General features: G+C 37.1%; 28 protein-coding genes, 1 rRNA gene and 1 pseudogene. 9 read left to right on the top strand and 21 right to left on the bottom strand.

The genetic code is table 11. The features are described 5' to 3' along the window. The 5 genes from AN486_RS12170 to AN486_RS12150 all read right to left on the bottom strand — a co-directional run. Window positions 1-295: ribosomal RNA gene (locus AN486_RS12170) — 16S ribosomal RNA — on the bottom strand; the annotation flags it as partial. A 445-nt stretch (window positions 296-740) separates the two neighbouring features. Further along, window positions 741-2,219: a S8 family peptidase gene (locus AN486_RS12165; RefSeq protein WP_290600829.1), complete on the bottom strand. Its 1,479-nt coding sequence runs from the start codon at window positions 2,217-2,219 to the stop codon at window positions 741-743. Between the two features lie 1,170 nt (window positions 2,220-3,389). Beyond that, the gene (locus AN486_RS12160; protein WP_053538056.1) at window positions 3,390-3,584 is read right to left on the bottom strand and encodes a heavy-metal-associated domain-containing protein; all 195 of its coding nucleotides are present in this window, start codon (window positions 3,582-3,584) and stop codon (window positions 3,390-3,392) included. A 550-nt stretch (window positions 3,585-4,134) separates the two neighbouring features. Beyond that, a complete protein-coding gene (locus AN486_RS12155; RefSeq protein WP_053538055.1) occupies window positions 4,135-4,575 on the bottom strand; it encodes a hypothetical protein in 441 nt (146 codons plus the stop codon). Window positions 4,576-4,641: 66 nt separating this feature from the next. Then, window positions 4,642-5,334, bottom strand: a complete 693-nt coding sequence (locus tag AN486_RS12150) for a hypothetical protein (RefSeq protein WP_027402615.1) — start codon at window positions 5,332-5,334, stop codon at window positions 4,642-4,644. Window positions 5,335-5,604: 270 nt separating this feature from the next. Here AN486_RS12150 and acs point away from each other — a divergent pair, with 270 nt between their 5' ends. Next, window positions 5,605-7,575: an acetate--CoA ligase gene (gene acs, locus AN486_RS12145; protein WP_053538054.1), complete on the top strand. Its 1,971-nt coding sequence runs from the start codon at window positions 5,605-5,607 to the stop codon at window positions 7,573-7,575. A 49-nt stretch (window positions 7,576-7,624) separates the two neighbouring features. Here acs and AN486_RS12140 read toward each other — a convergent pair whose 3' ends face one another. Further along, a complete protein-coding gene (locus AN486_RS12140; RefSeq protein WP_039202529.1) occupies window positions 7,625-7,918 on the bottom strand; it encodes a hypothetical protein in 294 nt (97 codons plus the stop codon). 307 nt (window positions 7,919-8,225) lie between these two features. Here AN486_RS12140 and AN486_RS12135 point away from each other — a divergent pair, with 307 nt between their 5' ends. From AN486_RS12135 to AN486_RS12110, 6 genes and pseudogenes are all read left to right on the top strand, one after another. Then, window positions 8,226-8,792 carry a DUF4347 domain-containing protein gene (locus AN486_RS12135; RefSeq protein WP_081424136.1) on the top strand — a complete coding sequence of 189 codons (567 nt, stop codon included), beginning with the start codon at window positions 8,226-8,228 and terminating at the stop codon, window positions 8,790-8,792. Between the two features lie 911 nt (window positions 8,793-9,703). Next, window positions 9,704-9,931 (top strand): annotated as a pseudogene (locus tag AN486_RS12130) (transposase); the annotation flags it as partial. Window positions 9,932-9,999: 68 nt separating this feature from the next. After that, window positions 10,000-10,155 (top strand): four helix bundle protein, encoded by a 156-nt coding sequence (locus AN486_RS12125; RefSeq protein ID WP_250636666.1) that lies wholly within the window; start codon window positions 10,000-10,002, stop codon window positions 10,153-10,155. Between the two features lie 41 nt (window positions 10,156-10,196). After that, window positions 10,197-10,364, top strand: a complete 168-nt coding sequence (locus AN486_RS12120) for a four helix bundle protein (RefSeq protein ID WP_367142435.1) — start codon at window positions 10,197-10,199, stop codon at window positions 10,362-10,364. A 124-nt stretch (window positions 10,365-10,488) separates the two neighbouring features. Further along, complete coding sequence (locus AN486_RS12115; RefSeq protein WP_290600823.1) at window positions 10,489-11,271, top strand: hypothetical protein; 783 nt, start codon at window positions 10,489-10,491, stop codon at window positions 11,269-11,271. A 175-nt stretch (window positions 11,272-11,446) separates the two neighbouring features. Continuing rightward, window positions 11,447-12,577 (top strand): transporter substrate-binding domain-containing protein, encoded by a 1,131-nt coding sequence (locus AN486_RS12110; RefSeq protein WP_053538049.1) that lies wholly within the window; start codon window positions 11,447-11,449, stop codon window positions 12,575-12,577. Between the two features lie 142 nt (window positions 12,578-12,719). On the opposite strand, the gene AN486_RS12105 is transcribed toward AN486_RS12110, so the two are convergent. The 15 genes from AN486_RS12105 to acnB all read right to left on the bottom strand — a co-directional run bounded on the left by AN486_RS12105 (window position 12,720) and on the right by acnB (window position 20,884). Further along, window positions 12,720-12,920 carry a hypothetical protein gene (locus tag AN486_RS12105; protein ID WP_053538048.1) on the bottom strand — a complete coding sequence of 67 codons (201 nt, stop codon included), beginning with the start codon at window positions 12,918-12,920 and terminating at the stop codon, window positions 12,720-12,722. Between the two features lie 175 nt (window positions 12,921-13,095). Then, window positions 13,096-13,365, bottom strand: a complete 270-nt coding sequence (locus AN486_RS12100; protein ID WP_053538047.1) for a hypothetical protein — start codon at window positions 13,363-13,365, stop codon at window positions 13,096-13,098. Window positions 13,366-13,371: 6 nt separating this feature from the next. Next, window positions 13,372-13,776: an endonuclease domain-containing protein gene (locus tag AN486_RS12095; RefSeq protein WP_053538046.1), complete on the bottom strand. Its 405-nt coding sequence runs from the start codon at window positions 13,774-13,776 to the stop codon at window positions 13,372-13,374. A 184-nt stretch (window positions 13,777-13,960) separates the two neighbouring features. Further along, complete coding sequence (locus tag AN486_RS12090) at window positions 13,961-14,395, bottom strand: hypothetical protein (protein ID WP_290600819.1); 435 nt, start codon at window positions 14,393-14,395, stop codon at window positions 13,961-13,963. A gap of 116 nt (window positions 14,396-14,511) precedes the next feature. Next, the gene (locus AN486_RS12085) at window positions 14,512-14,949 is read right to left on the bottom strand and encodes a hypothetical protein (RefSeq protein ID WP_290600817.1); all 438 of its coding nucleotides are present in this window, start codon (window positions 14,947-14,949) and stop codon (window positions 14,512-14,514) included. A 159-nt stretch (window positions 14,950-15,108) separates the two neighbouring features. Continuing rightward, a complete protein-coding gene (locus tag AN486_RS12080; protein ID WP_290600815.1) occupies window positions 15,109-15,480 on the bottom strand; it encodes a hypothetical protein in 372 nt (123 codons plus the stop codon). A 16-nt stretch (window positions 15,481-15,496) separates the two neighbouring features. Then, window positions 15,497-15,901, bottom strand: a complete 405-nt coding sequence (locus AN486_RS12075; RefSeq protein WP_290600813.1) for a hypothetical protein — start codon at window positions 15,899-15,901, stop codon at window positions 15,497-15,499. A 226-nt stretch (window positions 15,902-16,127) separates the two neighbouring features. After that, complete coding sequence (locus AN486_RS12070; RefSeq protein WP_168498341.1) at window positions 16,128-16,469, bottom strand: XisI protein; 342 nt, start codon at window positions 16,467-16,469, stop codon at window positions 16,128-16,130. Then, window positions 16,457-16,870, bottom strand: a complete 414-nt coding sequence (locus AN486_RS12065) for an element excision factor XisH family protein (RefSeq protein WP_290600809.1) — start codon at window positions 16,868-16,870, stop codon at window positions 16,457-16,459. The genes AN486_RS12070 and AN486_RS12065 overlap by 13 nt, the downstream gene beginning before the upstream one ends. Window positions 16,871-17,015: 145 nt before the next feature. Continuing rightward, window positions 17,016-17,255, bottom strand: coding sequence for a type II toxin-antitoxin system HicA family toxin (locus AN486_RS12060; protein WP_290600807.1), 240 nt, complete (start codon window positions 17,253-17,255; stop codon window positions 17,016-17,018). Then, window positions 17,248-17,514, bottom strand: coding sequence for a type II toxin-antitoxin system HicB family antitoxin (locus AN486_RS12055; RefSeq protein ID WP_015083084.1), 267 nt, complete (start codon window positions 17,512-17,514; stop codon window positions 17,248-17,250). The genes AN486_RS12060 and AN486_RS12055 overlap by 8 nt, the downstream gene beginning before the upstream one ends. 10 nt (window positions 17,515-17,524) lie before the next feature. Next, window positions 17,525-17,728 carry a hypothetical protein gene (locus AN486_RS12050; protein ID WP_053538042.1) on the bottom strand — a complete coding sequence of 68 codons (204 nt, stop codon included), beginning with the start codon at window positions 17,726-17,728 and terminating at the stop codon, window positions 17,525-17,527. A 35-nt stretch (window positions 17,729-17,763) separates the two neighbouring features. Then, a complete protein-coding gene (locus tag AN486_RS12045; RefSeq protein ID WP_053538041.1) occupies window positions 17,764-18,012 on the bottom strand; it encodes a hypothetical protein in 249 nt (82 codons plus the stop codon). Next, on the bottom strand, window positions 18,012-18,242 hold the full coding sequence (locus AN486_RS12040) for a hypothetical protein (RefSeq protein WP_290600803.1): 231 nt from the start codon (window positions 18,240-18,242) through the stop codon (window positions 18,012-18,014). The genes AN486_RS12045 and AN486_RS12040 overlap by 1 nt, the downstream gene beginning before the upstream one ends. 11 nt (window positions 18,243-18,253) lie before the next feature. Continuing rightward, on the bottom strand, window positions 18,254-20,884 hold the full coding sequence (gene acnB / locus AN486_RS12035; RefSeq protein ID WP_053538040.1) for a bifunctional aconitate hydratase 2/2-methylisocitrate dehydratase: 2,631 nt from the start codon (window positions 20,882-20,884) through the stop codon (window positions 18,254-18,256). Between the two features lie 197 nt (window positions 20,885-21,081). On the opposite strand from acnB, the gene AN486_RS12030 reads away from it, so the two are divergent. Continuing rightward, window positions 21,082-21,960, top strand: coding sequence for an ATP-binding protein (locus AN486_RS12030; RefSeq protein ID WP_053538039.1), 879 nt, complete (start codon window positions 21,082-21,084; stop codon window positions 21,958-21,960). After that, the gene (locus AN486_RS12025) at window positions 21,960-22,175 is read left to right on the top strand and encodes a hypothetical protein (protein WP_053538038.1); all 216 of its coding nucleotides are present in this window, start codon (window positions 21,960-21,962) and stop codon (window positions 22,173-22,175) included. The genes AN486_RS12030 and AN486_RS12025 overlap by 1 nt, the downstream gene beginning before the upstream one ends. Window positions 22,176-22,181: the final 6 nt, after the last annotated feature.

The following is a 22,181-nucleotide window of genomic DNA, read 5'->3' as shown; positions in this document are numbered from 1 at the left end:
GTCTCAGTCCCAGTGTGGCTGATCATCCTCTCAGACCAGCTACTGATCGTCGCCTTGGTAGGCTCTTACCCCACCAACTAGCTAATCAGACGCAAGCTCTTCTTCAGGCAGCAAGCCTTTCACCTCTCGGCACATTGGGTATTAGCCACCGTTTCCAGTGGTTGTCCCCAACCTGAAGGTAGATTCTTACGCGTTACTCACCCGTCCGCCACTATCTCCGAAAAGACCGTTCGACTTGCATGTGTTAAGCATACCGCCAGCGTTCATCCTGAGCCAGGATCAAACTCTCCATTTTGTTTTTTCGAGTTTGTCGGCTCCGAAATTAGTTAAAATCTCGAATCCTCTTTCAATTATCTTGACGACGAGGATTGGTTTAATTTATTCTTTCAAAGTATTATTTTTTCTCGGTTCAGTTGTCCGGGAGTCGTTTCTTTCTCTCGGCACTTATTTAATATAGCAATCCTTCCTTTTTCTGTCAAGGGGGTTGAGAAATATTTTTTAGGCAAGGGTGATTTCAGGGACTGAAAAGCTGGAAACGTTGAGGGGGAGAGGATTTTTCCCTAGTGGCGTTTGTTTTCACTGGTTCAGATTGTTTTTTTTTGTAGTGGATTAGGGACTTCCAATTAAAAAAATACCCAAAAATTTCTCGTGGTGCGGGACGAATTGCCTGCTAATCATCAAGGACGGGCAGGATGCCCATCCCACAAAATTGGTAATTTATTTTTTGGTGTTCCCTTAGATCAATGCCAATAGCTGTCTTTATAATACTGTTTATCAAAACTATCTTCACTGTTGCTGTTTGGTGGGGTGTTGTCGTAGAAATTTAGTGTGAATTGGGTAACGGGTTGTGCCAGACTTTGACCGTAGTAGTTAAACTGCTGTACTGTTACTGTTGCTATATTGCCGAAATGCAACTCCAACTGATTTTCGCTCTTGGAGACAACTATAGGAGGAAAGGGAGTAGAGGTTGGTGTTGGAGATTGCAGCTTAAAAGGCAATTGTGAAATTATATTAATTAGTTGCAAAGGGAAAAAAGAGTCTAGAGGGGGGAAAAGAGATGGCATTTTCGGTCCTGGCTGTGAAGGTGTTGTCGGCTCTGGAGGATTAGTGCTATTCGCAGATGTGCTTCTAATAATTTGGAGGACTTGGCTTTCGGTTAGGTTATGGTTAGCACTAAGCATAAGAGCGACGACCCCAGCAATGTGAGGGGCTGCCATAGAAGTGCCATTGTAACTGGCATATTGATTATTAGGTATTGTGGAGTAAACATTAACTCCGGGGGCGGTGACATAGGTGATTTCTTGAGGACCAGACCGGTTGGAAAAATCCGCAAGGTTATTATTTTTATCCACTGCGCCTACGGCAATTCCTGAATTATAGGCGTAGCGGGCGGGATAGGATGGCACTGGATCACCATTATTACCTGCTGCCATGACAACGATTACGTTTTTGCTGCCGGCATATTCAATGGCTGATTTGAGCGTATCGTTAGAGGAATTACCTCCTAGACTAAGGTTAATTACATTTGCGCCATTATCAACTGCGTAATAAATACCTTTAGCGATATTCGAGTAAGAACCTGAGCCATTGGCATCTAGGACTTTGACTGGCATAATTTTGGAATTATAGGCAATGCCAGTAACACCAATGCCGTTATTTTCTGCGGCTATGGTTCCAGCAACATGAGTGCCATGATCATTATTGTCTAAAATATTATTGTTGTTATCTACAAAGTTCCAACCTTGAACATCGTCAACATAGCCGTTACCATCATCGTCTATTCCATTACCAGTTATTTCTTTGGCGTTACTCCAAATATTATTTTTTAAGTCTTGATGGTTGTAGTCTACGCCTGTATCTAGTACGGCAACAATAGTTCCTTGTCCTGTATATCCATTATTCCAGGCTGTGGGAGCTTTGATCAGATCCGCTCCCCAATTATTGCCACCCAAGTTAGGAGCATCTGTATAGGGACTAACGCCTGCGGCTTTACTGACTGCTAATCCGGCGTTAACTAGGCCATAGCCATTGTTAGAGTTATAGCTGCTATTACTAGCTATAGGGGAGTTTGTTTCTAGATTATGTTGAGAAGAGTTACTATGATTACCCCAACTTATACTATTGTCGGTGGGATTTTGAAGGGGATTTGTTTGGGAAATAGCAGTGTAATTGATTTCTTTTCGAGACGGGATGTTTTGATAAATATCAACAAATGACATAAGTATTTAAGCCTCAAGAATAGCAATATTTTTTTGACAAGGTGATTTTGTCAAAATCTGCAAATACAATAATTTGAAATTGTTGGTTATTTCTTCTTTTTAATTATTACTATTAATCGGTAACACGAAAAGATATTTTAATCACGAATAAACTAATATTTAATAAATGATTCCAGAAAAAAATAAATTAATATTTGATGACATAACGATTAATTGTACATAGCAAAAATATAATTTCATGACAAAATCATGATTCTTCGATATTACAAAAGAAGGGAACAGGGAACAGGGAACAGGGAGCAAATAAGAAACTTTAGTTCTGAGTTTAAAGCTCAGTCAAAAAAAGGATGTTTTTAAAAGATGCGTAGCACGAAAAAAACAGTGCCATTATTTCAATCTCATGTTTTTAAACATGAGTTTTTCCTGTTCCCTGTTGCCCGTTCCCTGTTCCCTCTGAAAAATAATGATTTATTAAGTAGGTTGGCGTTGAAAATTGTCGTTATAGCAAGGCAAGAGTAAAGAAGTTTTCAGCGATTTTACGTTTCTTTACACAGTTTGGTTTTATTGTGTTCACCTACTGATCGGTTATACAACAATTCCCGATCCCATGAAATACAATAGAGGGCGCAGACCCTGCGCCCCTACTTGTTTGGCGATAAAAAACTGGACTTGATAACATCAGGAAGTGCTGTAAATACAAAAATCCCCAACTTTGTGAATAAGCTGGGGAGATAAAAGACAATCAATAAGTAGGTTAGCATCGACAATTGTCGTTATGGGAAGGCAAAAAGCAAAAGACAATCATGCAAGAGTGAAGAAGCTTTGGGCGATTTTACTTTTCTTTACACACTTTAGTTTTATTGTGTTCACCTACTTAGTGGGTTTTTCAATGCATACAGGCTTGGGGATAAAAACTGTGCCTTATGATAGCAGGAGTGATGTGTTAATGTACAAAATCATCTGAGAAGGTGTTTTAAAAGTCATGATTGCTGTATCAAATATTTTACCCCTCCCTAACCATCCCCTTATAAAGGGGAGGGAACTGGATTTTTATTGTTTCCCCCCTTTGCAAGGGGGGGGGTAAAAATGTGATGGAAATTACGGGATACCACTTTTAAAACATTCTCTAAACGGTGGTTAGGAAATGTTTATTAATTTGAGAATATCTTGCTAAGAAGGTGGATAACCAGCAGCAATTAAAGCTTCTCTAATAACAGATTCTGAAGCTTGAGTTTCTACATTGACAAACTTGGTTTTAGTATCAGCTTCCACAATAGCATTAGCGTCAATGGTTATAACTGCCTTGGTTATATTACTAGCACAAGCAGAACAAGCCATTCCAGGAATAGTGAGTTTAATTGTCATAAGTAAAAAGGAGTGAAAACTCAATTAGAAGTCACAAAAATATGCGTCTTAACTGACTGCATTATGCTTGAAAAAATAGTATATCCTAAATTTTCTAAATTAATTAGTCAAGATAGAACAGTTACGTTGATTGTTTGTGCTAACAAAGCTAGTAGTCTGTCAACCCGAAAATGACAGGTGAAGGCAAGCAGGGGGAGAAGAGAGGCAGGGGGGCAGGGGAGGGAAGAACAGAAGTTTTTTCCGATCATTTACCCGTCAAAATAAATTTGACGAACTACTAGGGCGTTGCTAGTAGTCTGTCAACCCGAAAATGACGGGTGAAGGCAAGCAGGGGGAGAAGAGAGGCTTTGAACTTGTTCTTTGTATGATAAAAAAGTCCAGCTTCTAGCCGTTTTGAGTATAAAGTCAAGGTTGGAGAAATAGAGATTTTCAAGATAGGACAACTAATTTGTGAAGTTTTTAAACTCGGACAGTTATTTTGTCAAAACCCTTATATAGCAAGGGTTTAGGGCTTAATATATTTGTGGACATTAATTTTTCAAGTGGCCATTTAATCTGGCAAGCGACAACAACACTTATCTACAAAATCATTCGCTAAATCCAATAATTCCAGATCATCAATATTCAGATCAATATTACTTACTAATATATCTTTTACAGCTGATGTTTTGTCATTGTCTCGAGAAATTCTCAAACATTCTTCTAAATCTACTGCTAAATCAAACAAGGATGTGTCTCCTACATACTTTCTTATTTTGATGGCGACATCATCATCACTAACTAAAAAGTCTTTAATCCCATCAAATAAAGGATTAGATATTTCATCATCACCCCAAGTTTCTAGCCAATCACCTTCCACATCTTCTACATAAATATGAACAAAATTTAGTCCATAATTTAACCAATCTTGCTGCATACTCCGGGCTGCTGCTAACGCTTCCGTTAGGTTTTCGAGTTGAGCGCTATTATTAGTCTGTTGTTGGTTAACCATAAATGGTGTTTTCAGCGGATTAATGATGTTAGCTAGGACACAGATTTCGATTTCAATATTCGGGAATCAGGAAAAATTCACATACTTCCCTTCCGCAAGATGATCACTGTTATACAGTGCAACATTGACTAACTGATGGATAAAATCATTATCTTGGGGATTGTAACTCAAGAATAATCCTCTTTCTATTTCCCACAATTGCAGTGAATTTTGCCACTTTTGATACTTTGTGTTATGAAATTCTTCACTGACACTGGTAACTTGAATACAGAGTGGTTTATTTTGATGATTGCTAACAATCAGGTCTGTCGCCATGGAAAGGTCAGCTATATAACGCCGCCAAAAATCACCTTCCCGGTGAACAACATCCTGAGCTATATATTTAATGATATCACTATCAGCCTGATTAAACTCCCCCGCCATCATTTTTTTCTTCCAAATATAAAATTTGGTGTCTGTGGCATTAATCCATTTAGGGAACAGATAACCGTACCAATACCTTTCATTGGCGGTCATTTGCTCAAACTGTAATCTTTTGTCTTCCTCCGAAGGTAAAGATTTAATTGCTAACCAAACCCTAGAGTCCGTAATTACTTCTAATAAAAAAGCGACAACGATGGGTTTGGATATCAGCGAACCAAGCTTGATATGTTTAATCCAACGGTTGATATCTCTTAGTTTTGCCGTGAGATTCGGATCTATTTCAGCGGCTTGCTCGATTAATAAATTGAGTCTATCTTTAATTTCCTTGGCTTCCAAACTATACCCTGTTGTAAAATACTAACATGACATCTAAGGATTTATATCCTACTAAATCGGTAAATAAGGTTGTTAAAAACATTATAATTATTTTATCTTACGGCGTACTGAACAATTCAGCATTAGTTAATTGTCGTATTAGAGTAGGACTAGATTAGCATATCAGTAAATAATCTTTACACTTGAGGCAATTTTATGAAAATCTCAAGTTTTTTGGCACAACTTCGTTAAAAATAGTTTTCAGTGACAATATCGTTTACATCCATCACTATGTCTCAACCAACTATAGAATCCATTTTACAGGAAAAGCGGCTATTTCCGCCTACCAGTGATTTTTCAGAAAACGCCCAAATCAAAAGTTTAGCAGATTATCAGCGTCTTTATGATCAAGCTAAGGCTGATCCTCAGCAATTTTGGGCAGAATTAGCAGAAACTGAGTTAGATTGGTTTCAAAAATGGGATACCGTCCTAGATTGGCAACCACCTTTTGCTAAGTGGTTTGTCAACGGTAAGATTAATATTTCTTACAACTGTCTTGACAGACATCTCACTACTTGGCGGAAAAATAAGGCGGCGTTGATTTGGGAAGGTGAACCGGGAGATTCACGGACGCTGACTTATGCTCAATTGCATCGGGAAGTATGCCAGTTTGCGAATGTGTTGAAGCAGTTGGGGGCAAAAAAAGGCGATCGCATTGGTATTTATATGCCAATGATTCCCGAAGCTGCCATTGCCATGTTAGCCTGTGCGAGAATTGGCGCACCTCATAGCGTTATTTTTGGTGGTTTTAGTGCTGAAGCTTTGCGCGATCGCTTAAATGATGCCGAAGCTAAGTTAGTGATCACAGCCGATGGTGGTTGGCGCAAGGATGCGATTGTCCCCCTCAAAGAACAGGTAGACAAAGCTTTAGAAAATAATGCAGTTCCCAGCATTACAGATGTGCTAGTTGTCAAGCGCACAAATCAAACAACTCACATGACAGCAGGGCGTGACCATTGGTGGCACGATTTACAAAAAGGCGTTTCCGCTGATTGTCCCGCAGAACCAATGGACAGTGAAGATATGCTGTTTGTTCTCTACACTTCCGGTAGTACAGGCAAACCGAAGGGGGTAGTTCATACCACAGGTGGTTATAACTTATACAGCCATATCACCACCAAATGGATTTTTGATCTCCAAGATACAGATGTATATTGGTGTACTGCCGATGTCGGTTGGATTACTGGACACAGCTATATTGTTTATGGACCTCTTTCCAACGGTGCAACTACTCTCATGTATGAAGGTGCGCCCCGTGCTTCTAATCCTGGATGTTTCTGGGATGTAATTGAGAAATACGGCGTTAATATTTTTTATACCGCACCAACCGCAATTCGCGCCTTTATCAAAATGGGTGAACACCATCCTAACAAACGTAATCTTTCTTCCCTACGATTACTGGGAAGTGTGGGTGAACCCATTAACCCCGAAGCTTGGATGTGGTATCACAAAATCATTGGTGGTGAACGCTGTCCAATTGTGGATACTTGGTGGCAAACGGAGACAGGTGGGATTATGATTACACCTCTACCTGGGGCAATTGCCACTAAACCAGGTTCAGCTACTCTCCCCTTCCCCGGTATTATTGCGGATGTGGTAGATTTAGAAGGAAATACTGTCCCTGATAACGAAGGTGGTTATTTAGCAATTCGTCATCCTTGGCCGGGAATGATGCGGACTGTGTACGGTGATCCTGATCGCTTCCGCCGGACTTACTGGGAACATATTCCGCCCATTGATGGTAATTATACGTATTTTGCCGGCGATGGTGCAAGAAAGGATGAGGACGGCTATTTCTGGGTAATGGGGCGCGTGGATGATGTCCTGAATGTGTCTGGACACCGTTTAGGAACGATGGAAGTAGAATCTGCGCTGGTGTCTCATCCGGCGGTAGCTGAGGCTGCTGTGGTGGGTAAACCGGATGAATTGAAGGGTGAGGAAGTTGTGGCTTTTGTGACTTTAGAGGGGACTTACCAAGCCAGTGAGGAGTTGAGTAAGGAACTGAAGAAGCACGTTGTTAATGAGATTGGGGCGATCGCTCGTCCTGGTGAAATCAGGTTTACTGATGCTTTACCAAAGACCCGGTCTGGGAAGATTATGCGGCGGTTGTTGCGGAATCTGGTAGCGGGTCAGGAGGTGTCGGGCGATACTTCAACTTTGGAGGATCGCGGTGTTTTGGATAAGTTACGGGAAGAAAATTAAGTAACTGTGTAAAATCTGTATGGGGTGGGCAATTTTGCCCACCCTACAGTTATTGATGATAACTGGATAATTGAGGAATCAAACTGGTGGTTTTATTCACACCATCCCAAACTATCCAGTTGATATCATTAGCTAAATCATCAGCTTGATTGGTAACTTTAAAATAGAATTTGTCACCGTTTTTAAACTGCACTGCAAAGTCAGCATTTTGGGCAAAAACAACTATAAAACCTCTATCCCGTAAGCAATACATCGCCCAATTTTTTAAGGATTGTTTATGGGGTTCATGGGGAATTGGGGGGTTAGTAATTACGTCTGCAATGACTTTTAAAACTTTTTCCATATTTGGAGTTAATTAGGATTACAACGAATTCTAATCATAAACCCATTGGGGTCATAAAGGTACAGTTCTTCAGTAGCATGAGGTTTAAGTGGCACAGGCTTCTAGCCTGTGAACCTGCTAAAATCAACCTGTGAAAGTTTGAAAAATTAATTATATCAAATGATTAGTGTGAATTACTTTCAGAAGATAACAGGCAGGATGCCTGTTCCACAATTCAGAGTTAAATTATTTTAACTAAAATTCTTCCCATAAAAAAGGATAATCTTCAGGATTTTCCACTAAATTAACAAACACACCCACCACCACCATTGTTTTTGTTGATGCTCAGGTTGTTGCTAACTATCAAGACCTGCTCAAACAAGTTCGGCCCGATACAGAAATCTTGATCATCAACTCAGACCAAGACGGAATAGAGCAAATCACCAATACTCTTAAGGAGCGACAAAATATTACTAGTGTGCAAATTATCTCTCACGGTAGTGAGGGACAAATTCAGATGGGAACAACTCGGCTAAACCGCGACAGTATCCAAGCCTATCGTGAGCAATTACAACAATGGCGTAAGGCATTAACAGCAGAAGCAGATATTTTACTGTTTGGCTGTAGTGTCGGTTTTGGTCAGGGTCAGGAGTTTTTAAGGGATTTAAGTATATTCACAGGAACAGATGTTGCCGCCTCCGTAGATATTACAGGTAATGCACTGTTAGGCGGAGATTGGGATTTAGAATTTGCCACTGGAAATATTGAATCTGGGATTGCTATTTCCTCGGAAGGACAACAAGCTTATGCAGGCATTTTGCCTCAGAAGACAGAGGCAAGAATGCCGAATTTAAACTTATTTTTGACCGACAAAGACGAAAGGAGTTTACCTTAAAACTGAATTTAGATCCTGTTACTGACAAAAATGCTTCAGATCCTAATAAATACGTCAAAACAACTGGAACAAACACTATACGTAGTAATCATATTAATACCACTAAAGGTGCAGATTATCTCTTTTATTGGCGTTATGCAGACCATAGCAAGAAAGAATACTTTACTGGAAACGAAATTACTGTTCAGGCTAATACTGGGCAAAGTGATAAAGCCATTATTATTGGTGTAGAACCTATTGATGATGATGTTGCAGAAAATACCGAATCTGTCACTGTTCGGCTGGTACAACCGACAAACGGGAGTGGTACTGAGAACAATCAGTTTTATCAGGTAGATACTCAAAAACAGTCTGCGACAGTCTCTATAGAAGATAATGAACCCACTTTAGAACTGGTAACAGTTAGAAACGCTAAAGAATATGGGGCATTGTTATCCGACCAAGAAGATGCTTACTCCATTGGTTATATTGAATTAAAATCAGATAAATCCATTCTCAACTCTTTGGGACTGTGGGTAAAATACACTATTACAGCTGGAGAAAATGTAATTCAAGGAGTTGATTATCTCAATTCCCAATATCGCAAAGTTTCCTTTAAACCCGATACCCAACAAAATGGGATTATCATCCCCCAAATTGAAGAGTTAAAGATTCCCGGTAATACAGTAGTTGACCAAAATAAAATTAGAATTTACTTTATGGCATTACCAGATGCCATTAAAGAAAACGCGGAAAATTTAAGAATAGACATTCAACCCTATTATTTTGATCTGGATGTCACTAATAATAAAGATATTTCCAATTTCCGGTTAAAACAAAATGGTCAGATTGTTAACAACATTACTGCCGATATCACTATAGAAGATAGTGGTCTTTATCAATCGCAAGTATTCATTGTTGACCAAAATGACCAATTAGTTAACATTGAACAAATAGTTGAAGTGAGCATGGATCTCTGGTCTCCTTATAAAAGTTTAGTAGAAGAATTAATGCCAAATGCAAATATAACTGCTGATAGATTTCACGTAATGAAACAAGTAAATGATGAATTAGATGCTATGCGTAAATCTGAAAAAAGAGCCGCCACGTCTTTAGATAATAAATCAGAGCGAGACCGAATATTAGCAGGATTAAATAAAAGCGGCTCTACCGGACTTAGTATGCTAAACTGGAGGGAACAGGGAACTCTTAACTGGGAACAGGAAGAATGTCAGATATTAATGACTTTAAAGACTTAATAATTTGGCAAAAAGGAATGGATATTGCTCAAAGATGCTATTTCCTCACTAAACTTTTTCCCAAAGATGAGTTATATGGTATGGTTCAACAAATTAGAAGAAGTGCTGTATCTATTCGGTGCTAATATATCTCTTATGATATGGACGAAGATATAGAGGAGAATATATAAGATTTTTAAACATAGCTCAAGGGTCAGTTAATGAATTAGAAACTCATCTAATTTTATCTCACCGAGTAGGATTATGTTCAGAAAAAGATGTAGAAATAATTCTTAATTTATTAAAAGAAGAAAGCAGAATGATTATTAGTCTTATTAAAAAACTAGAAAATTAAAATTTTTCCCCTGTTCCCAGTTAAGAGTTCCCTGTTCCCTTCTCTCAATTTCTCGGTTTAGCATAACAAGTACCGAAGAGCCATAAAAGCAAATATAGCTTAATAAAAAACGAAGATTCTTTAAATGAACAATAACCCTGGGAAAAATGCCAGCTTTAGCTTTGCGGCTGACAAGTTACCAAAACAGGAATTACTCGATTTAATCAGCAGTCAAATACCGACAGAAGTTAAGTCAGTCTTTAATAATCTGTCAGAAAATTTAGATGTGATCTTTGGTCAGGGTATCATCCAAGTTAACTACCGGGGTGATGTGGATTTAATGAAGATAGCGAGTTTGATCCCAGGAGTGAAAGAATTACCTCTGAATGGATTAAAACTCAATGTTACTAATCCCAGCTTTACTTTGATTAATAAAGGTAAAGCCGCAGGTGCAACTCTGGCCACATTTGATTATGTATTTGCGGCTGACAAACTACCAACTCAAGATTTAATTAACTGGGCGAAAAATACCGCAGCCGATATCTTACCTGCTGAGGTGAAAGGTGTTCTGGATAAATTACTGAATATAGCCAAGGATGTTAACTTCACTTTGGGTAATGGACAAATGCAAATTGCCTATAACGGTAATTTGGATATTGCCCAAGTAATTGGTTTAATTCCTGGACTGCAAGATGTTAGTTTCTTCAAAGGGTTGAACTTACCTGTCACCAATCCCAGCATTACCATTATTAATCCCAAACCAGGTACAGGACTCAAGACACAGTATCTATTAAAGAGCGATCGCTTACCCAAAGAAGAATTAGCAAAGTGGGCAAAAGAAAAAGCTACAGAATTACTGCCCGCAGATGTAGCAAAAATTATCGGTAGCTTGAGTGCGATGCAGATAAACTACCTATTACCGATTTAAAAAATTGGTTAATTACCAAAGCCGGAAATTCCCTACCACGGTGTTGATAACCTCAATGATTTTACTTTCCTCAGTGGCATCTTAGATTTCCAAGGCAAGAATCTGGCACTGATCCAAAATAATGGGGCAACTTACTCATTCTTCCCGAACCTGAGTGAAATTATTCAGATTGTTGATGCACCTCAAGCCAATCCTCGACGTAGAATTTTCTCAAGAACCAATTTCTTTGGTATTGCCAGAAAATGAATCAGAATGGGCTGATGTGGTGCGTTGGGTGACTTATGCCACCATTCAAGCAGAAGAATTTGGTATTACTTCCGAAAACATTGACCAAATTATTGCCGAGAATACTGATACTGATACCAAGAATGATGCTTCACCGGCGATTCGTCGCTTCTTAGGTTTGCAAGATGAACTAGGAAAAGCATTAGGTATCCGCAATGATTTTGTGGTGCAAATTATCAAGCAAGTTGGTAACTATGGGGAAATCTATGACCGTCATTTCTCCAACTTAGAGCGCGATCTCAATCTCCTGTGGACAGACGATGGCTTAATGTATTCTCCACCCTTCTCCGGTGTCACCCAAGATATCCAATTAATTAATAATGATCAACACAATCTGCTTGCAAAGATTCAACAGCGCGGAGTTCTCAAATTTGGTATCCCAGAAAGCTCTACATTCCCAGGTTTTGTTGAGAAGAACAATGATGGTACTTACCAAGGTTTTGATATTGACTTAGGTCGAGCGATCGCAGTAGCAGTATTTGGCGATGCCAGCAAGATTGAATTTGTGTCTCAGCAATTTAACGATGGTTTTGCTAATACTGCTAATGGTAAAGTCGATGTTTCTGCTGGTGCATATACCCAAAACCTGATGCGTGATGCCAAATTGGGTGTTGACTACAGTCCCATTTATCTCTACACCGAACAGGGACTTTTGACACGATTAGATAGTGGTATTACTGCTTTACCTCTGCTCAACGGTCGCACAATTGGTGTAGTTGCAGGAACTACAGCCTTACAAAACCTAGAAGATGCCCTCAAGGTCTTTGATGTCAAGATCAATCCCGTCATTTATAGCAGCAGCAGTGAGATGTATGCTGCTTACGACAGCAAACAAGTGGATGGTGCTTTAGGTAATACGGGCGTACCTGTTTACTTTGCTTTCTTGGGCGCTAATCCCGACAAGAAAGATCATGTTCTTTCTTTGGGTGATAATATGTGGGGCTTTGAAGATTTACCTAATGGTGGTGATTTGGATTTCAATGATATTGTTGTTCACGCTAAGTTCTCTGTAATAGGCTAGACTGTGCCAAAACGGGAGAATCGTACGCTGAGGAAATTGTAAAAAAGCTAAAAGTATTGCCATGCTGAACTTTTAGCCTTTGCTGAAAACCAATTTTTCAAAAAATTGATGAATATGGTTAGCATATACCAGTTTTGGAATATTAAGAGCAATACCTCATCTCAATTGAGATTTTTCTTAATGCTTCCGCCATTTTTTGTCCATTAGATTTAGTTGCGGTGGTTGATGTTTGTTCTAAAAAAGTAACCTGCACTTGAAATGAACCATCTAAGTTCATTTCGGGAGCTTTATCAATCCATTCAATAGAATTGTTTTTCAAAATAGCGTTAAATGTTTTTAACATGATTTTGTTCACCTATTAATAATTGACATTCAGGTGAAATATACTAACAATTCCTTAATCTTCAAAAATTCCTCATAAGGTAATATAGCAAATTGGTTTTGACCATTTTTAGTTAAAAAATCAGGATGTAATTTTATCATTTTTGCACCTCTTCATATTCATAAGATTTTCTCCATTAATCATCTGCTAAAGTTTCCAACTCATCAGAAATCAAATTTTGCCAATCTTCATCACAATGGGAATGCAAATGAATAGAAGCTACCAGCAATTCTGAGAGAATTTTATCTTTTTGGCGATAGCTGCGCTCGCCGGAGGCATCGCTCAATTCAGAAAGTTGTAATTGGTTAACCAAAGAAATCACATTTTGGCATTCTTCTTGTAATTCTATTAGTAACTGATTAAGCGTTGAGTTTTCACTGCTAATTTTTTGTTTTGCGAGTGTCATTAGTTTTTACCCAATCTTTTCACAACAAGTTTGATAAATTTGCATCAAAACTTGATCAATTTTCTCTGTTATTTCTTCGTTTTCAAATCTCAATAAACGCAAACCTCTAGCTGATAAAATTTTATCTCTTTCTAGATCATATTCTATTTGTTGTTCATGAATTTTTCCATCTACTTCTATGACTAAACTAGCAGCATGACAATAAAAATCTACTATAAAACCATCTATAACTTGTTGTCGGCGAAAATGTAAACCATGCAAGCGGTTGGCGCGAAGATGTTCCCAAAGAATTTTTTCTGCTGGTGTCATTTGGCGACGCATTTCTTTGGCGCGTTCGAGTTTTACGGGTTCTATTTTTTGTCCAATGACTATGTTACGAAGTCCGTCTTTTTTCGGTGGTTGGTTGTTCATTTGTGGGGTGTGCTTTTATATTGTGTTTGACCTCTCCCCCAGCCCCTCTCCTGCGAGGAGAGGGGAGCAAGATTTCTCCCTCTTCCCTTGCAGGGAAGGGGGTTGGGGGGTTAGGTGGGTTTGGGATGTTGGAGGAATGCGATCGCTTTTATTTATTAACAAAAATTCATCCCTAATAGTTTAACTAATTCAAAATCAAATCAAATTTACGATTTTTCTTTAACTTAAATACTGGTGCTTTTCCTATCTGTACTTTTTTTGGAGGATCACCATTAATATCTTGATGCTTTAAAGGTCGCTTCAATAGTTCTTGGTGTTGACTCCAATTAATTATTTCATTATCTATCATATCATACAGCTTATTTTGTATTAAAGTAATTGCATCTTCGCTTGTTTTCGGACTAATATAAATGGGAAATGTTAAGATTACAGACATTTTATTTGTCTGATAATTGCTACAATGCAATTCATAAGGTTCTTCACCATTCTTGCCTTTTCCTATCTGGAAGTATTCGATTTGAAAATATTCCTTTTCACTTCTAAAATATTCTTCGGAAACATCGCAAAAATTACTAAGAACAAATCGTAAATTAGACTCAATAATAAAGTGAATACTCATTTATTTTTCCTCATTTTTTACAAAAATAAAAATGCAAATTGCTTTTTTTTCAACCTATATCTACTTGTATAAGATCGGCAGAAAGATTAAAAACATTAAATCTAATTATAGCGATCCTAAATAATATCTGCCATTAATAGCTTTTTTTCATAGACTTCTTTTAGATGACTATAATCTTGACATACATTAGCAATTTCATTTAATCTTTCAGCAAATTTTAATTCTTTTTGATATATATTTGCAATTTCTCCATCAATAACTTCTTGCATAAGATACCACATATTTTCATCTACAAGAAAAAAATTTGATTTTGTTTTGTCAAAAATTCGTTTAATTTCGATTTCAAAATTTGGATCTATTTTAATAATTTTCTCATAACTAATATCAACACTGTCTATAATAATTTCTTCAAAATATTTATGTATCATGTCAGAAGCGACTCTATCACTGCCCTTTAATAAATTTTTGATAGATTCATAAATATTTTCTCTACTAAAGTCTGTTGCGTTTTCAGAAAGAAGCTTGATTTTGTAAAATAATAGTGTCTGCACCATAGCTATATTGTAATAAAGAATAAATTGAATATTAATTAAGTCGTTGGACGTGAGATAACTAAAATGTGTAACAATATGTAAATTTGCCTTAATGAGTTATCTTGGTTGAGTTTTAGCCATTTCACAAAACGAAATATATTTTGATTATTCTCCACCTAGCTACTTATCACCTAAGTATTGACGGCGTATATCTTGAATATATATAACCAAATCATGAATGTTGACAAAATTAGTTATTTTTGATACTTGCTGTAAAAACAATTGGGTATTTTCACAATCATAATATTTGATATCTACAGATCCTCTATATTCTTGTTGAAAATTTTTTAGTTTTTCTTCAGCATCTTTACCTATTGTATTTATAGGAAAAACAAAGGTATATTTTGATATTCCTCCTTTTTCGATTTTGTTCTTAGCTTTTCGGATTTTTTTATTAAGATTTTGTGTATCTAGATTATGACCTATATTTGTAGGAGTTGTCATTATTTCCCAAACACACTCTTCACACTCTAATGACTGTTGGTTATTCATTACAGTTTTCCTATAACTACTGCCTATTTATAGATTTTGGTTTTTCTGATGATTGTATTAATGGAGATTTAACTACTTTCCTAACATCAGAAAAACCTGAAATAAACGTACCATTTTCTAATTTTATGGTATATGGTTTAACAATTTCCAATTTTCCTTCAAATAAACCTTCTAGAAGCTCTTGAGCATCATGAGAAACTAAAAAATCTGTTGCTGATTTATTTCCTGGTAGTTGATCTAATGGAATATAATCCTGATTAGGATTCAGTCCAAAAAATTGCATCAATTCTTCAAATAAACATTTAATTGATCTATCAACTATATTTCCTTTTTCTGATGGACTTAAAAGAGCAAAATCAGGAATTTCAGTTAAAGCTTTAGTAAAAGCTTGTTTTGCTTTATTAATTGGATATTTTTCCATGGTTTGTATATATCAACAAATTTAACTGAATTGAATAGAGGTGGGCTTTTTATAGCTCACCCCCAGTAAACAGTGTACTACGATACTAAACTACTGTCAACAAAGCCCGTTCCTCCTCCTGAGAAATCACTTTCCCCTCATCCTCAAAACCAAAAATTTGATCAAAATTCAAATAACGATACAAATTATCAGCAACAGGATTAATTTTATTCTGTTTATAAATTAATCAAGCCACAGCAAACTCCGTCAACTTCCGAGTCTCAGGATCATGAAAAGCCAAAACAATATCCTCTTTTGGTACACCTTCCCTTAATAACTCCGTTGCAATTCCTTCCTCAGTCCAATCTTCCTCAATGTAAATCTTCTCATTTTTAATGCGAATATGGACAGAAATTCCCTTAATTCTTTCCTCAGTTGTCCAACCAACTTGAAACCATAAATATTGATCTCTTTGCTCATCAAAAGCTAAGAGCATTTCTATATTATCAGGAGATGCAGAGGAAAAAAGTTGATGATATTCTGTTAAGATTTTTTTGATTAAAAATCGGTAATTTTCTAACTTATCCATTTGGTAATAACCTCCTTATCTGTATCTACAATGATTAATTTAAGTTGGTTTTCATCAACAACAACTTGGATAGTTTCATCAAAATTAGCTTTATAAACAAGTTGACCAAGTGCTAAGTAAATCTGATGGTCTGGTGCTGTTCTTTTAAGATAATTACGGTAAATGATATACTGACCCACAGCCCTTTCTAAATCATAAATAAATGATGAATTTAGAAAACTTTTAACTTCGATCACTATTTTCTCATCACCTCTTTGAGCAGATAATGGACGTTCAGCACCTAGATCAGCAACAAGTCTTAATTTTCCATAGATTATATAATAAGGATCAGCCGTAATTGTCCAACCATCCTTAATTAAAGCATTTTTGACCGCATCATGGCAAGTATCCTTTGCTGGCATTGTTGACCCCGATAATAAACTATTATAACATTCAGGTGAGTCCATCCAGCCCACCCTCACCTAAATTATACCAAAGCCGCTTCTCCTTACTAATCACCCTCCCTTCATCCTCAAAACCAACAATTTGATCAAAAATATCCTTGATTTACCTCAACAAACCTTCAATCTCCTCATCACTAAAACCAAATTGCCGAAAAATCCGTAAAACATAACCTGGAGACATTTCCCTTACACCCATATCTATAGGAACTACTCTCCTTTTACCTTCAACTTCACGAGTATATAAACAATGATCACCTTTTCCCTCTCTATGAAAAGTACAACCTGCTTTTTCTAATAATTTAATTAATTCCTTGGGTCTTAAAGAAGGTATATTTTTAGGCATAAACCTTCCTCAATTCATAGATTTCTGATTGTTTTTCTTTTTCCTCAACTAATAAAAATTCATGTAATTCATCTATAGAAATAGGAGATTTATAAATATTATCTTCTGATTCATAAACATCTTCAAAAGATTCTATTGCTTCCTTTAATTTATTAACTGCATCTTCTTGAGTATCTCCCTGTCCAACAATCCCATTTTCTAAACACAAACCCACCCAATAACCGGAACTTTGTCTGAGAACAACTGTGTAAAAGTTCATTTTTGTTTACCTATGGATTATGTATAAGCATTTTCTTAACATCAGCTAAAGATACGGAAAGACTATCTTTCTCTTCTTCCTTAGCATCCCGTAAATCTCTTAAATCTTCCAAATCTTCTAACAATTCCGTAATCTTCAAAAATTCCTCATAAGGTAAAACTGCAAATTGTTTTTGACCATTTTTTGTTAAAAACTCAGGATGTAATTCAATCATTTTTACACCTCTTTATATTCATAAGATTTTCTCCATTAATCATCTGCTAAAGTTTCCAACTCATCGGAAATTAAATTTTGCCAATCTTCATCACAATGGGAATGCAAATGAATAGAAGCTACCAGCAATTCTGAGAGAATTTTACCCTTTTGGCGATCGCTTAACTCAGAAAGTTGTAATTGATTAACCAGAGAAATCACATTTTGGCATTCTTCCTGTAATTCCATTAGTAACTGATTAAGCGTTGAGTTTTCACTGGTAATTTTTAGTTTTGCGAGTGTCATTAGTTTTTCCCCAATCTTTTTAACGCTTGTTTTATCCCTTGTTCAAAAGCTATGATTTCCTTTTCCCAATGATTAATCAAACCCGGATCTGGAAAATCCTTCTCTAATTCTAGCCTGATTTTTTCTTTGTGTTCAGCAATACGAGATTCCAAAGATGATATTGCTTTCTTAAAATGACTCTTCCCCATAAAATATAAATTATAACATTCAGGTGAGCCATCAAGACTCACCCTAACCTAAATTATACCAAAGCCGCCTGTTCCTCCTTACTAATCACCCTCCCTTCATTCTCAAAACCAACAATTTGATCAAAGTTCAAATAGCGATACAAATCATCAGCAAAAGGATGAATTCTTTCAGCGACAATATCCAAATATTCCTGCACATTAGGAAGCCTTCCCAATAATGCACAAACCGCTGCTAATTCCGCCGAACCTAAATACACTTGAGCGCCTTTACCCATGCGATTATTGAAGTTACGAGTCGAGGTAGAAAACACCGTTGTATTATCATCAACTCGCGCCTGATTTCCCATACATAAACTGCATCCAGGAATCTCAGTTCTCGCATTCGCACCTACAAAAACATCATACACACCTTCTACTTTTAATTGATGTTCATCCATTCTTGTAGGTGGTGCAATCCATAACCGCGCTTTCACCTCACCAGCACCTTCTAAAACCTTGGCTGTTGCTCGATAATGTCCGATATTTGTCATACAAGAACCCACAAAAACTTCTTGTACAGGATCATTGGCAACTGCCGATAATAACTTAACATTATCAGGGTCATTAGGAGCAGCAACAATTGGTTCTGTGATTTGGCTTAAATCAATCTCAATTATTTCTGCATATTCAGCATCAGGGTCAGCAGATAATAATACTGGATGATCTAACCATTCTTGCATTTTTGCCACCCGGCGCATAATAGTTCTGGCATCACTATAACCCCGTGCTACCATATTAGTTAAAAGGGCAATATTGGAACGTAAATATTCCGCAATTGTTTCTTCGCTTAATTTAATTGTACAACCAGCACAAGAACGTTCTGCGGAAGCGTCGGTTAATTCAAAAGCTTGTTCAACTTTCAAATTTGGTAAACCTTCAATTTCCAAAATCTTGCCAGAGAAAACATTTTTCTTGTTCTGCTTCTCCACAGTTAACAAACCTTTTTGCATAGCCACATAAGGAATTGCATTCACAACATCCCTCAGCGTTATTCCTGGTTGCAATTCTCCTGTAAACCGGACTAATACTGATTCTGGCATATCTAAAGGCATTACACCCAAAGCACCAGCAAACGCAACTAACCCAGAACCAGCAGGGAAAGATATACCCAAGGGGAAGCGAGTATGGGAATCTCCACCTGTTCCCACTGTGTCGGGTAACAACATCCGGTTTAACCAGGAGTGAATGATACCATCACCAGGACGCAAAGCTACACCACCACGGGAGGAAATGAAGTCTGGTAATTCCTGATGGGTTTTAATATCCACAGGTTTGGGATATGCGGCTGTGTGACAGAAACTCTGCATTACCAAGTCTGCACTGAAGCCTAAACAAGCCAGTTCTTTCAATTCATCTCTGGTCATTGGTCCTGTAGTGTCCTGAGAACCCACTGTAGTCATGATTGGTTCGCAAGATGTCCCCGGACGTACTCCTGGCAAACCAGCGGCTTTACCGACCATTTTCTGAGCCAATGTGAAGCCTTTGCCGGTGTCGGTGGGGGATTGGGGGCGGATAAATAAATCGCTGGGTTTTAAACCTAATGCTTGACGGGTTTTGTCGGTGAGAGTCCGTCCAATTAGTAGGGGAATGCGTCCACCGGCGCGAACTTCGTCTAGAATGGTGTCAGGTTTGAGGCTGAAGGTGGAAATTACTTCTCCTGCGGCATTGAGAATAGTTCCTTTATAGGGATAAATGGTAATTACGTCACCGGTTTCCATTTTGCTGACATCGCATTGAATGGGTAATGCACCGGCATCTTCGGCTGTGTTAAAAAAGATAGGCGCGATCGCACTTCCTAAAATATAACCCCCAGCCCGTTTGTTTGGTACAAAGGGAATATCATTACCCAAATGCCATAATACGGAATTGATTGCAGACTTGCGAGAAGAACCTGTACCCACGACATCACCAACGTAAGCTACAGGATGTCCTTTTTTCTTTAACTCTGCAATGGTTTCTAAACTTCCCGGTTGACGGGTTTCTAACATCGCCAATGCGTGTAATGGAATATCTGGTCTGGTTGTAGCGTGGGTTGCGGGTGATAAGTCGTCGGTGTTGGTTTCCCCAGGAACTTTGAAAACGGTAACGGTGATAAATTCTGGTAATGTGGGACGGGAAGTAAACCATTCTGCTTCTGCCCAAGAGTTTATCACTTGTTTGGCGTAGGGGTTGGTTTTTGACAATTCCAAAACATCATGGAAAGCATCATACACCAACATAATTTTGCTGAGGGCGTTAGCTGCATAAGCGGCGATTTGTTCTCTTCCTTCTCCTCCCATTACCAAGGGTGTTTCTGAAGCTGTTGATACAGAGGTACTGGAAACTTGGAGTAAATCAATTAAGGATTGGACATTGTAACCACCAATCATTGTTCCCAGTAATTCTACTGCGTCAACTGGTGAAACCAAAGGACTGGTAATTTCTTTTTTAGCGATCGCAGTCAGAAATCCAGCTTTTACATAAGCAGCTTGATCTACTCCGGGGGGAATGCGATCGCGTAATAAATTTAATAATAACTCTTCTTCGCCTGTCGGGGGATTTTTCAGTAATTCACACAATGCTGATGTTTGTACTGCATCTAACGGTAAGGGAGGAATACCCAGTTGAGCGCGTTCTGCAACCTGTTGACGATATTCTTGTAGCATGGTTTAAATTTTTCTCCTGTAATGTCTTTCTTTATTTTATTGTAAAGGATATGTTACAGGAGTTACTGATAAACGAATTTGATCTATCATCAGTTTTTTGAGTAATATAAGAAATATTAAAATTTAATTAATTTCAAAATTGGATGTATTGTAATTATGTATAATGTTTCTAGTTAAGTTTTGAAGCTTTCTCTCTAATGAGTAACGGATTAAAGCAATTAACATCTGCCGAAATTGAACAAAGAATAAATCATCAGAAACTCTTTGGAATAGATGATTTATTTGAGTATCTTTTTAAATTTTGTAAAATATGTTTAACAGCAGATGAAAGTCAAATTGACGATTTTAGTCATTATGATTTAACTCCATCAGTATTGCTTTATGGTGTTCCTAATACTGGTAAAACAACACTATGTTATTCATTGTTTTATAAATTAAAACAAGAAGTTACCAATGAAATTAACTTCTATTCTCTTGATGTAGGGAGAATGCTTGATCCATCTTTAGGTCAATCTTCGCGTAATTTGGAGGATATTTTTGATGATCTAAAAAGTAAATGCAAAAATGGTTCTTCTGTATTTTTGTTATTAGATGAGTTAGACACTTTCTGTATGAGTAGAAGTAGAACTCAAGAACATGATGCTATTAGAAGGGCTATGACAACATTCATGCTTGAATTAGACCAACTTCATCCTAGTAAAGATAACAAACTTTTGATCTTTGGAATTACCAATGTTCCAGAGTTAATTGATACCGCAGTTTTCAGAAGATTCTCTTTAAAAAAAGAGATGCAACCTAAATTAGATTTATATTCTTTTGAAAAATATCTAAAGGATTTAGGTAGTACAATTAAATATTTTCCTTCTGTAGAAATTATAAATAAACTATATAATTTTTATCAAGAAAGAAATTTAACTGCGGGAGATGTAAAGACTTTTTACAAGGAAATTTACATTGATTATTTATGTCAGAGAATGGAAGAAAGTTTGATTCAAAAAAAAGTTTTAGAACTTTTTGAAAAAGGTTTTTCAACTTGGGAACATCTTTTAACAGCAAAAAAGGAATTGCTTAGATAATGTCTGATAAAACTGATGAAGATAAAAAGATAGAAAGATTAATAATTCATAAAAATTTAATTGGATGGTTAATCAATAAACTTCAGAAAGAAGGAATTGAATGTCAACGAACTACTGGTGATGATCCTGATGGCGATATACTATTACTTAATTCAGAAGATGTTCCCAGAGTCAAGGAAATAGTTCGTCAAATTCAAAAAGACTACAATTCATAATTTGAT

The sequence above is a fragment of the Anabaena sp. AL93 genome (genome assembly GCF_001672085.1).
Classification (GTDB): domain Bacteria; phylum Cyanobacteriota; class Cyanobacteriia; order Cyanobacteriales; family Nostocaceae; genus Dolichospermum; species Dolichospermum heterosporum.
This window is presented reverse-complemented; position numbering and strand designations above follow the sequence as displayed.

Coding starts and splice junctions, on each gene's coding strand:
- AN486_RS12165 (WP_290600829.1), bottom strand. CDS start 2,219: ATGTCATTTGTTGATATTTATCAAAACATCCCGTCTCGAAAAGAAATC.
- AN486_RS12160 (WP_053538056.1), bottom strand. CDS start 3,584: ATGACAATTAAACTCACTATTCCTGGAATGGCTTGTTCTGCTTGTGCT.
- AN486_RS12155 (WP_053538055.1), bottom strand. CDS start 4,575: ATGGTTAACCAACAACAGACTAATAATAGCGCTCAACTCGAAAACCTA.
- acs (WP_053538054.1), top strand. CDS start 5,605: ATGTCTCAACCAACTATAGAATCCATTTTACAGGAAAAGCGGCTATTT.
- AN486_RS12140 (WP_039202529.1), bottom strand. CDS start 7,918: ATGGAAAAAGTTTTAAAAGTCATTGCAGACGTAATTACTAACCCCCCA.
- AN486_RS12125 (WP_250636666.1), top strand. CDS start 10,000: ATGTCAGATATTAATGACTTTAAAGACTTAATAATTTGGCAAAAAGGA.
- AN486_RS12115 (WP_290600823.1), top strand. CDS start 10,489: ATGAACAATAACCCTGGGAAAAATGCCAGCTTTAGCTTTGCGGCTGAC.
- AN486_RS12110 (WP_053538049.1), top strand. CDS start 11,447: ATGCACCTCAAGCCAATCCTCGACGTAGAATTTTCTCAAGAACCAATT.
- AN486_RS12105 (WP_053538048.1), bottom strand. CDS start 12,920: ATGTTAAAAACATTTAACGCTATTTTGAAAAACAATTCTATTGAATGG.
- AN486_RS12100 (WP_053538047.1), bottom strand. CDS start 13,365: ATGACACTCGCAAAACAAAAAATTAGCAGTGAAAACTCAACGCTTAAT.
- AN486_RS12095 (WP_053538046.1), bottom strand. CDS start 13,776: ATGAACAACCAACCACCGAAAAAAGACGGACTTCGTAACATAGTCATT.
- AN486_RS12090 (WP_290600819.1), bottom strand. CDS start 14,395: ATGAGTATTCACTTTATTATTGAGTCTAATTTACGATTTGTTCTTAGT.
- AN486_RS12085 (WP_290600817.1), bottom strand. CDS start 14,949: ATGGTGCAGACACTATTATTTTACAAAATCAAGCTTCTTTCTGAAAAC.
- AN486_RS12080 (WP_290600815.1), bottom strand. CDS start 15,480: ATGAATAACCAACAGTCATTAGAGTGTGAAGAGTGTGTTTGGGAAATA.
- AN486_RS12075 (WP_290600813.1), bottom strand. CDS start 15,901: ATGGAAAAATATCCAATTAATAAAGCAAAACAAGCTTTTACTAAAGCT.
- AN486_RS12070 (WP_168498341.1), bottom strand. CDS start 16,469: ATGGATAAGTTAGAAAATTACCGATTTTTAATCAAAAAAATCTTAACA.
- AN486_RS12065 (WP_290600809.1), bottom strand. CDS start 16,870: ATGCCAGCAAAGGATACTTGCCATGATGCGGTCAAAAATGCTTTAATT.
- AN486_RS12060 (WP_290600807.1), bottom strand. CDS start 17,255: ATGCCTAAAAATATACCTTCTTTAAGACCCAAGGAATTAATTAAATTA.
- AN486_RS12055 (WP_015083084.1), bottom strand. CDS start 17,514: ATGAACTTTTACACAGTTGTTCTCAGACAAAGTTCCGGTTATTGGGTG.
- AN486_RS12050 (WP_053538042.1), bottom strand. CDS start 17,728: ATGATTGAATTACATCCTGAGTTTTTAACAAAAAATGGTCAAAAACAA.
- AN486_RS12045 (WP_053538041.1), bottom strand. CDS start 18,012: ATGACACTCGCAAAACTAAAAATTACCAGTGAAAACTCAACGCTTAAT.
- acnB (WP_053538040.1), bottom strand. CDS start 20,884: ATGCTACAAGAATATCGTCAACAGGTTGCAGAACGCGCTCAACTGGGT.
- AN486_RS12030 (WP_053538039.1), top strand. CDS start 21,082: ATGAGTAACGGATTAAAGCAATTAACATCTGCCGAAATTGAACAAAGA.
- AN486_RS12025 (WP_053538038.1), top strand. CDS start 21,960: ATGTCTGATAAAACTGATGAAGATAAAAAGATAGAAAGATTAATAATT.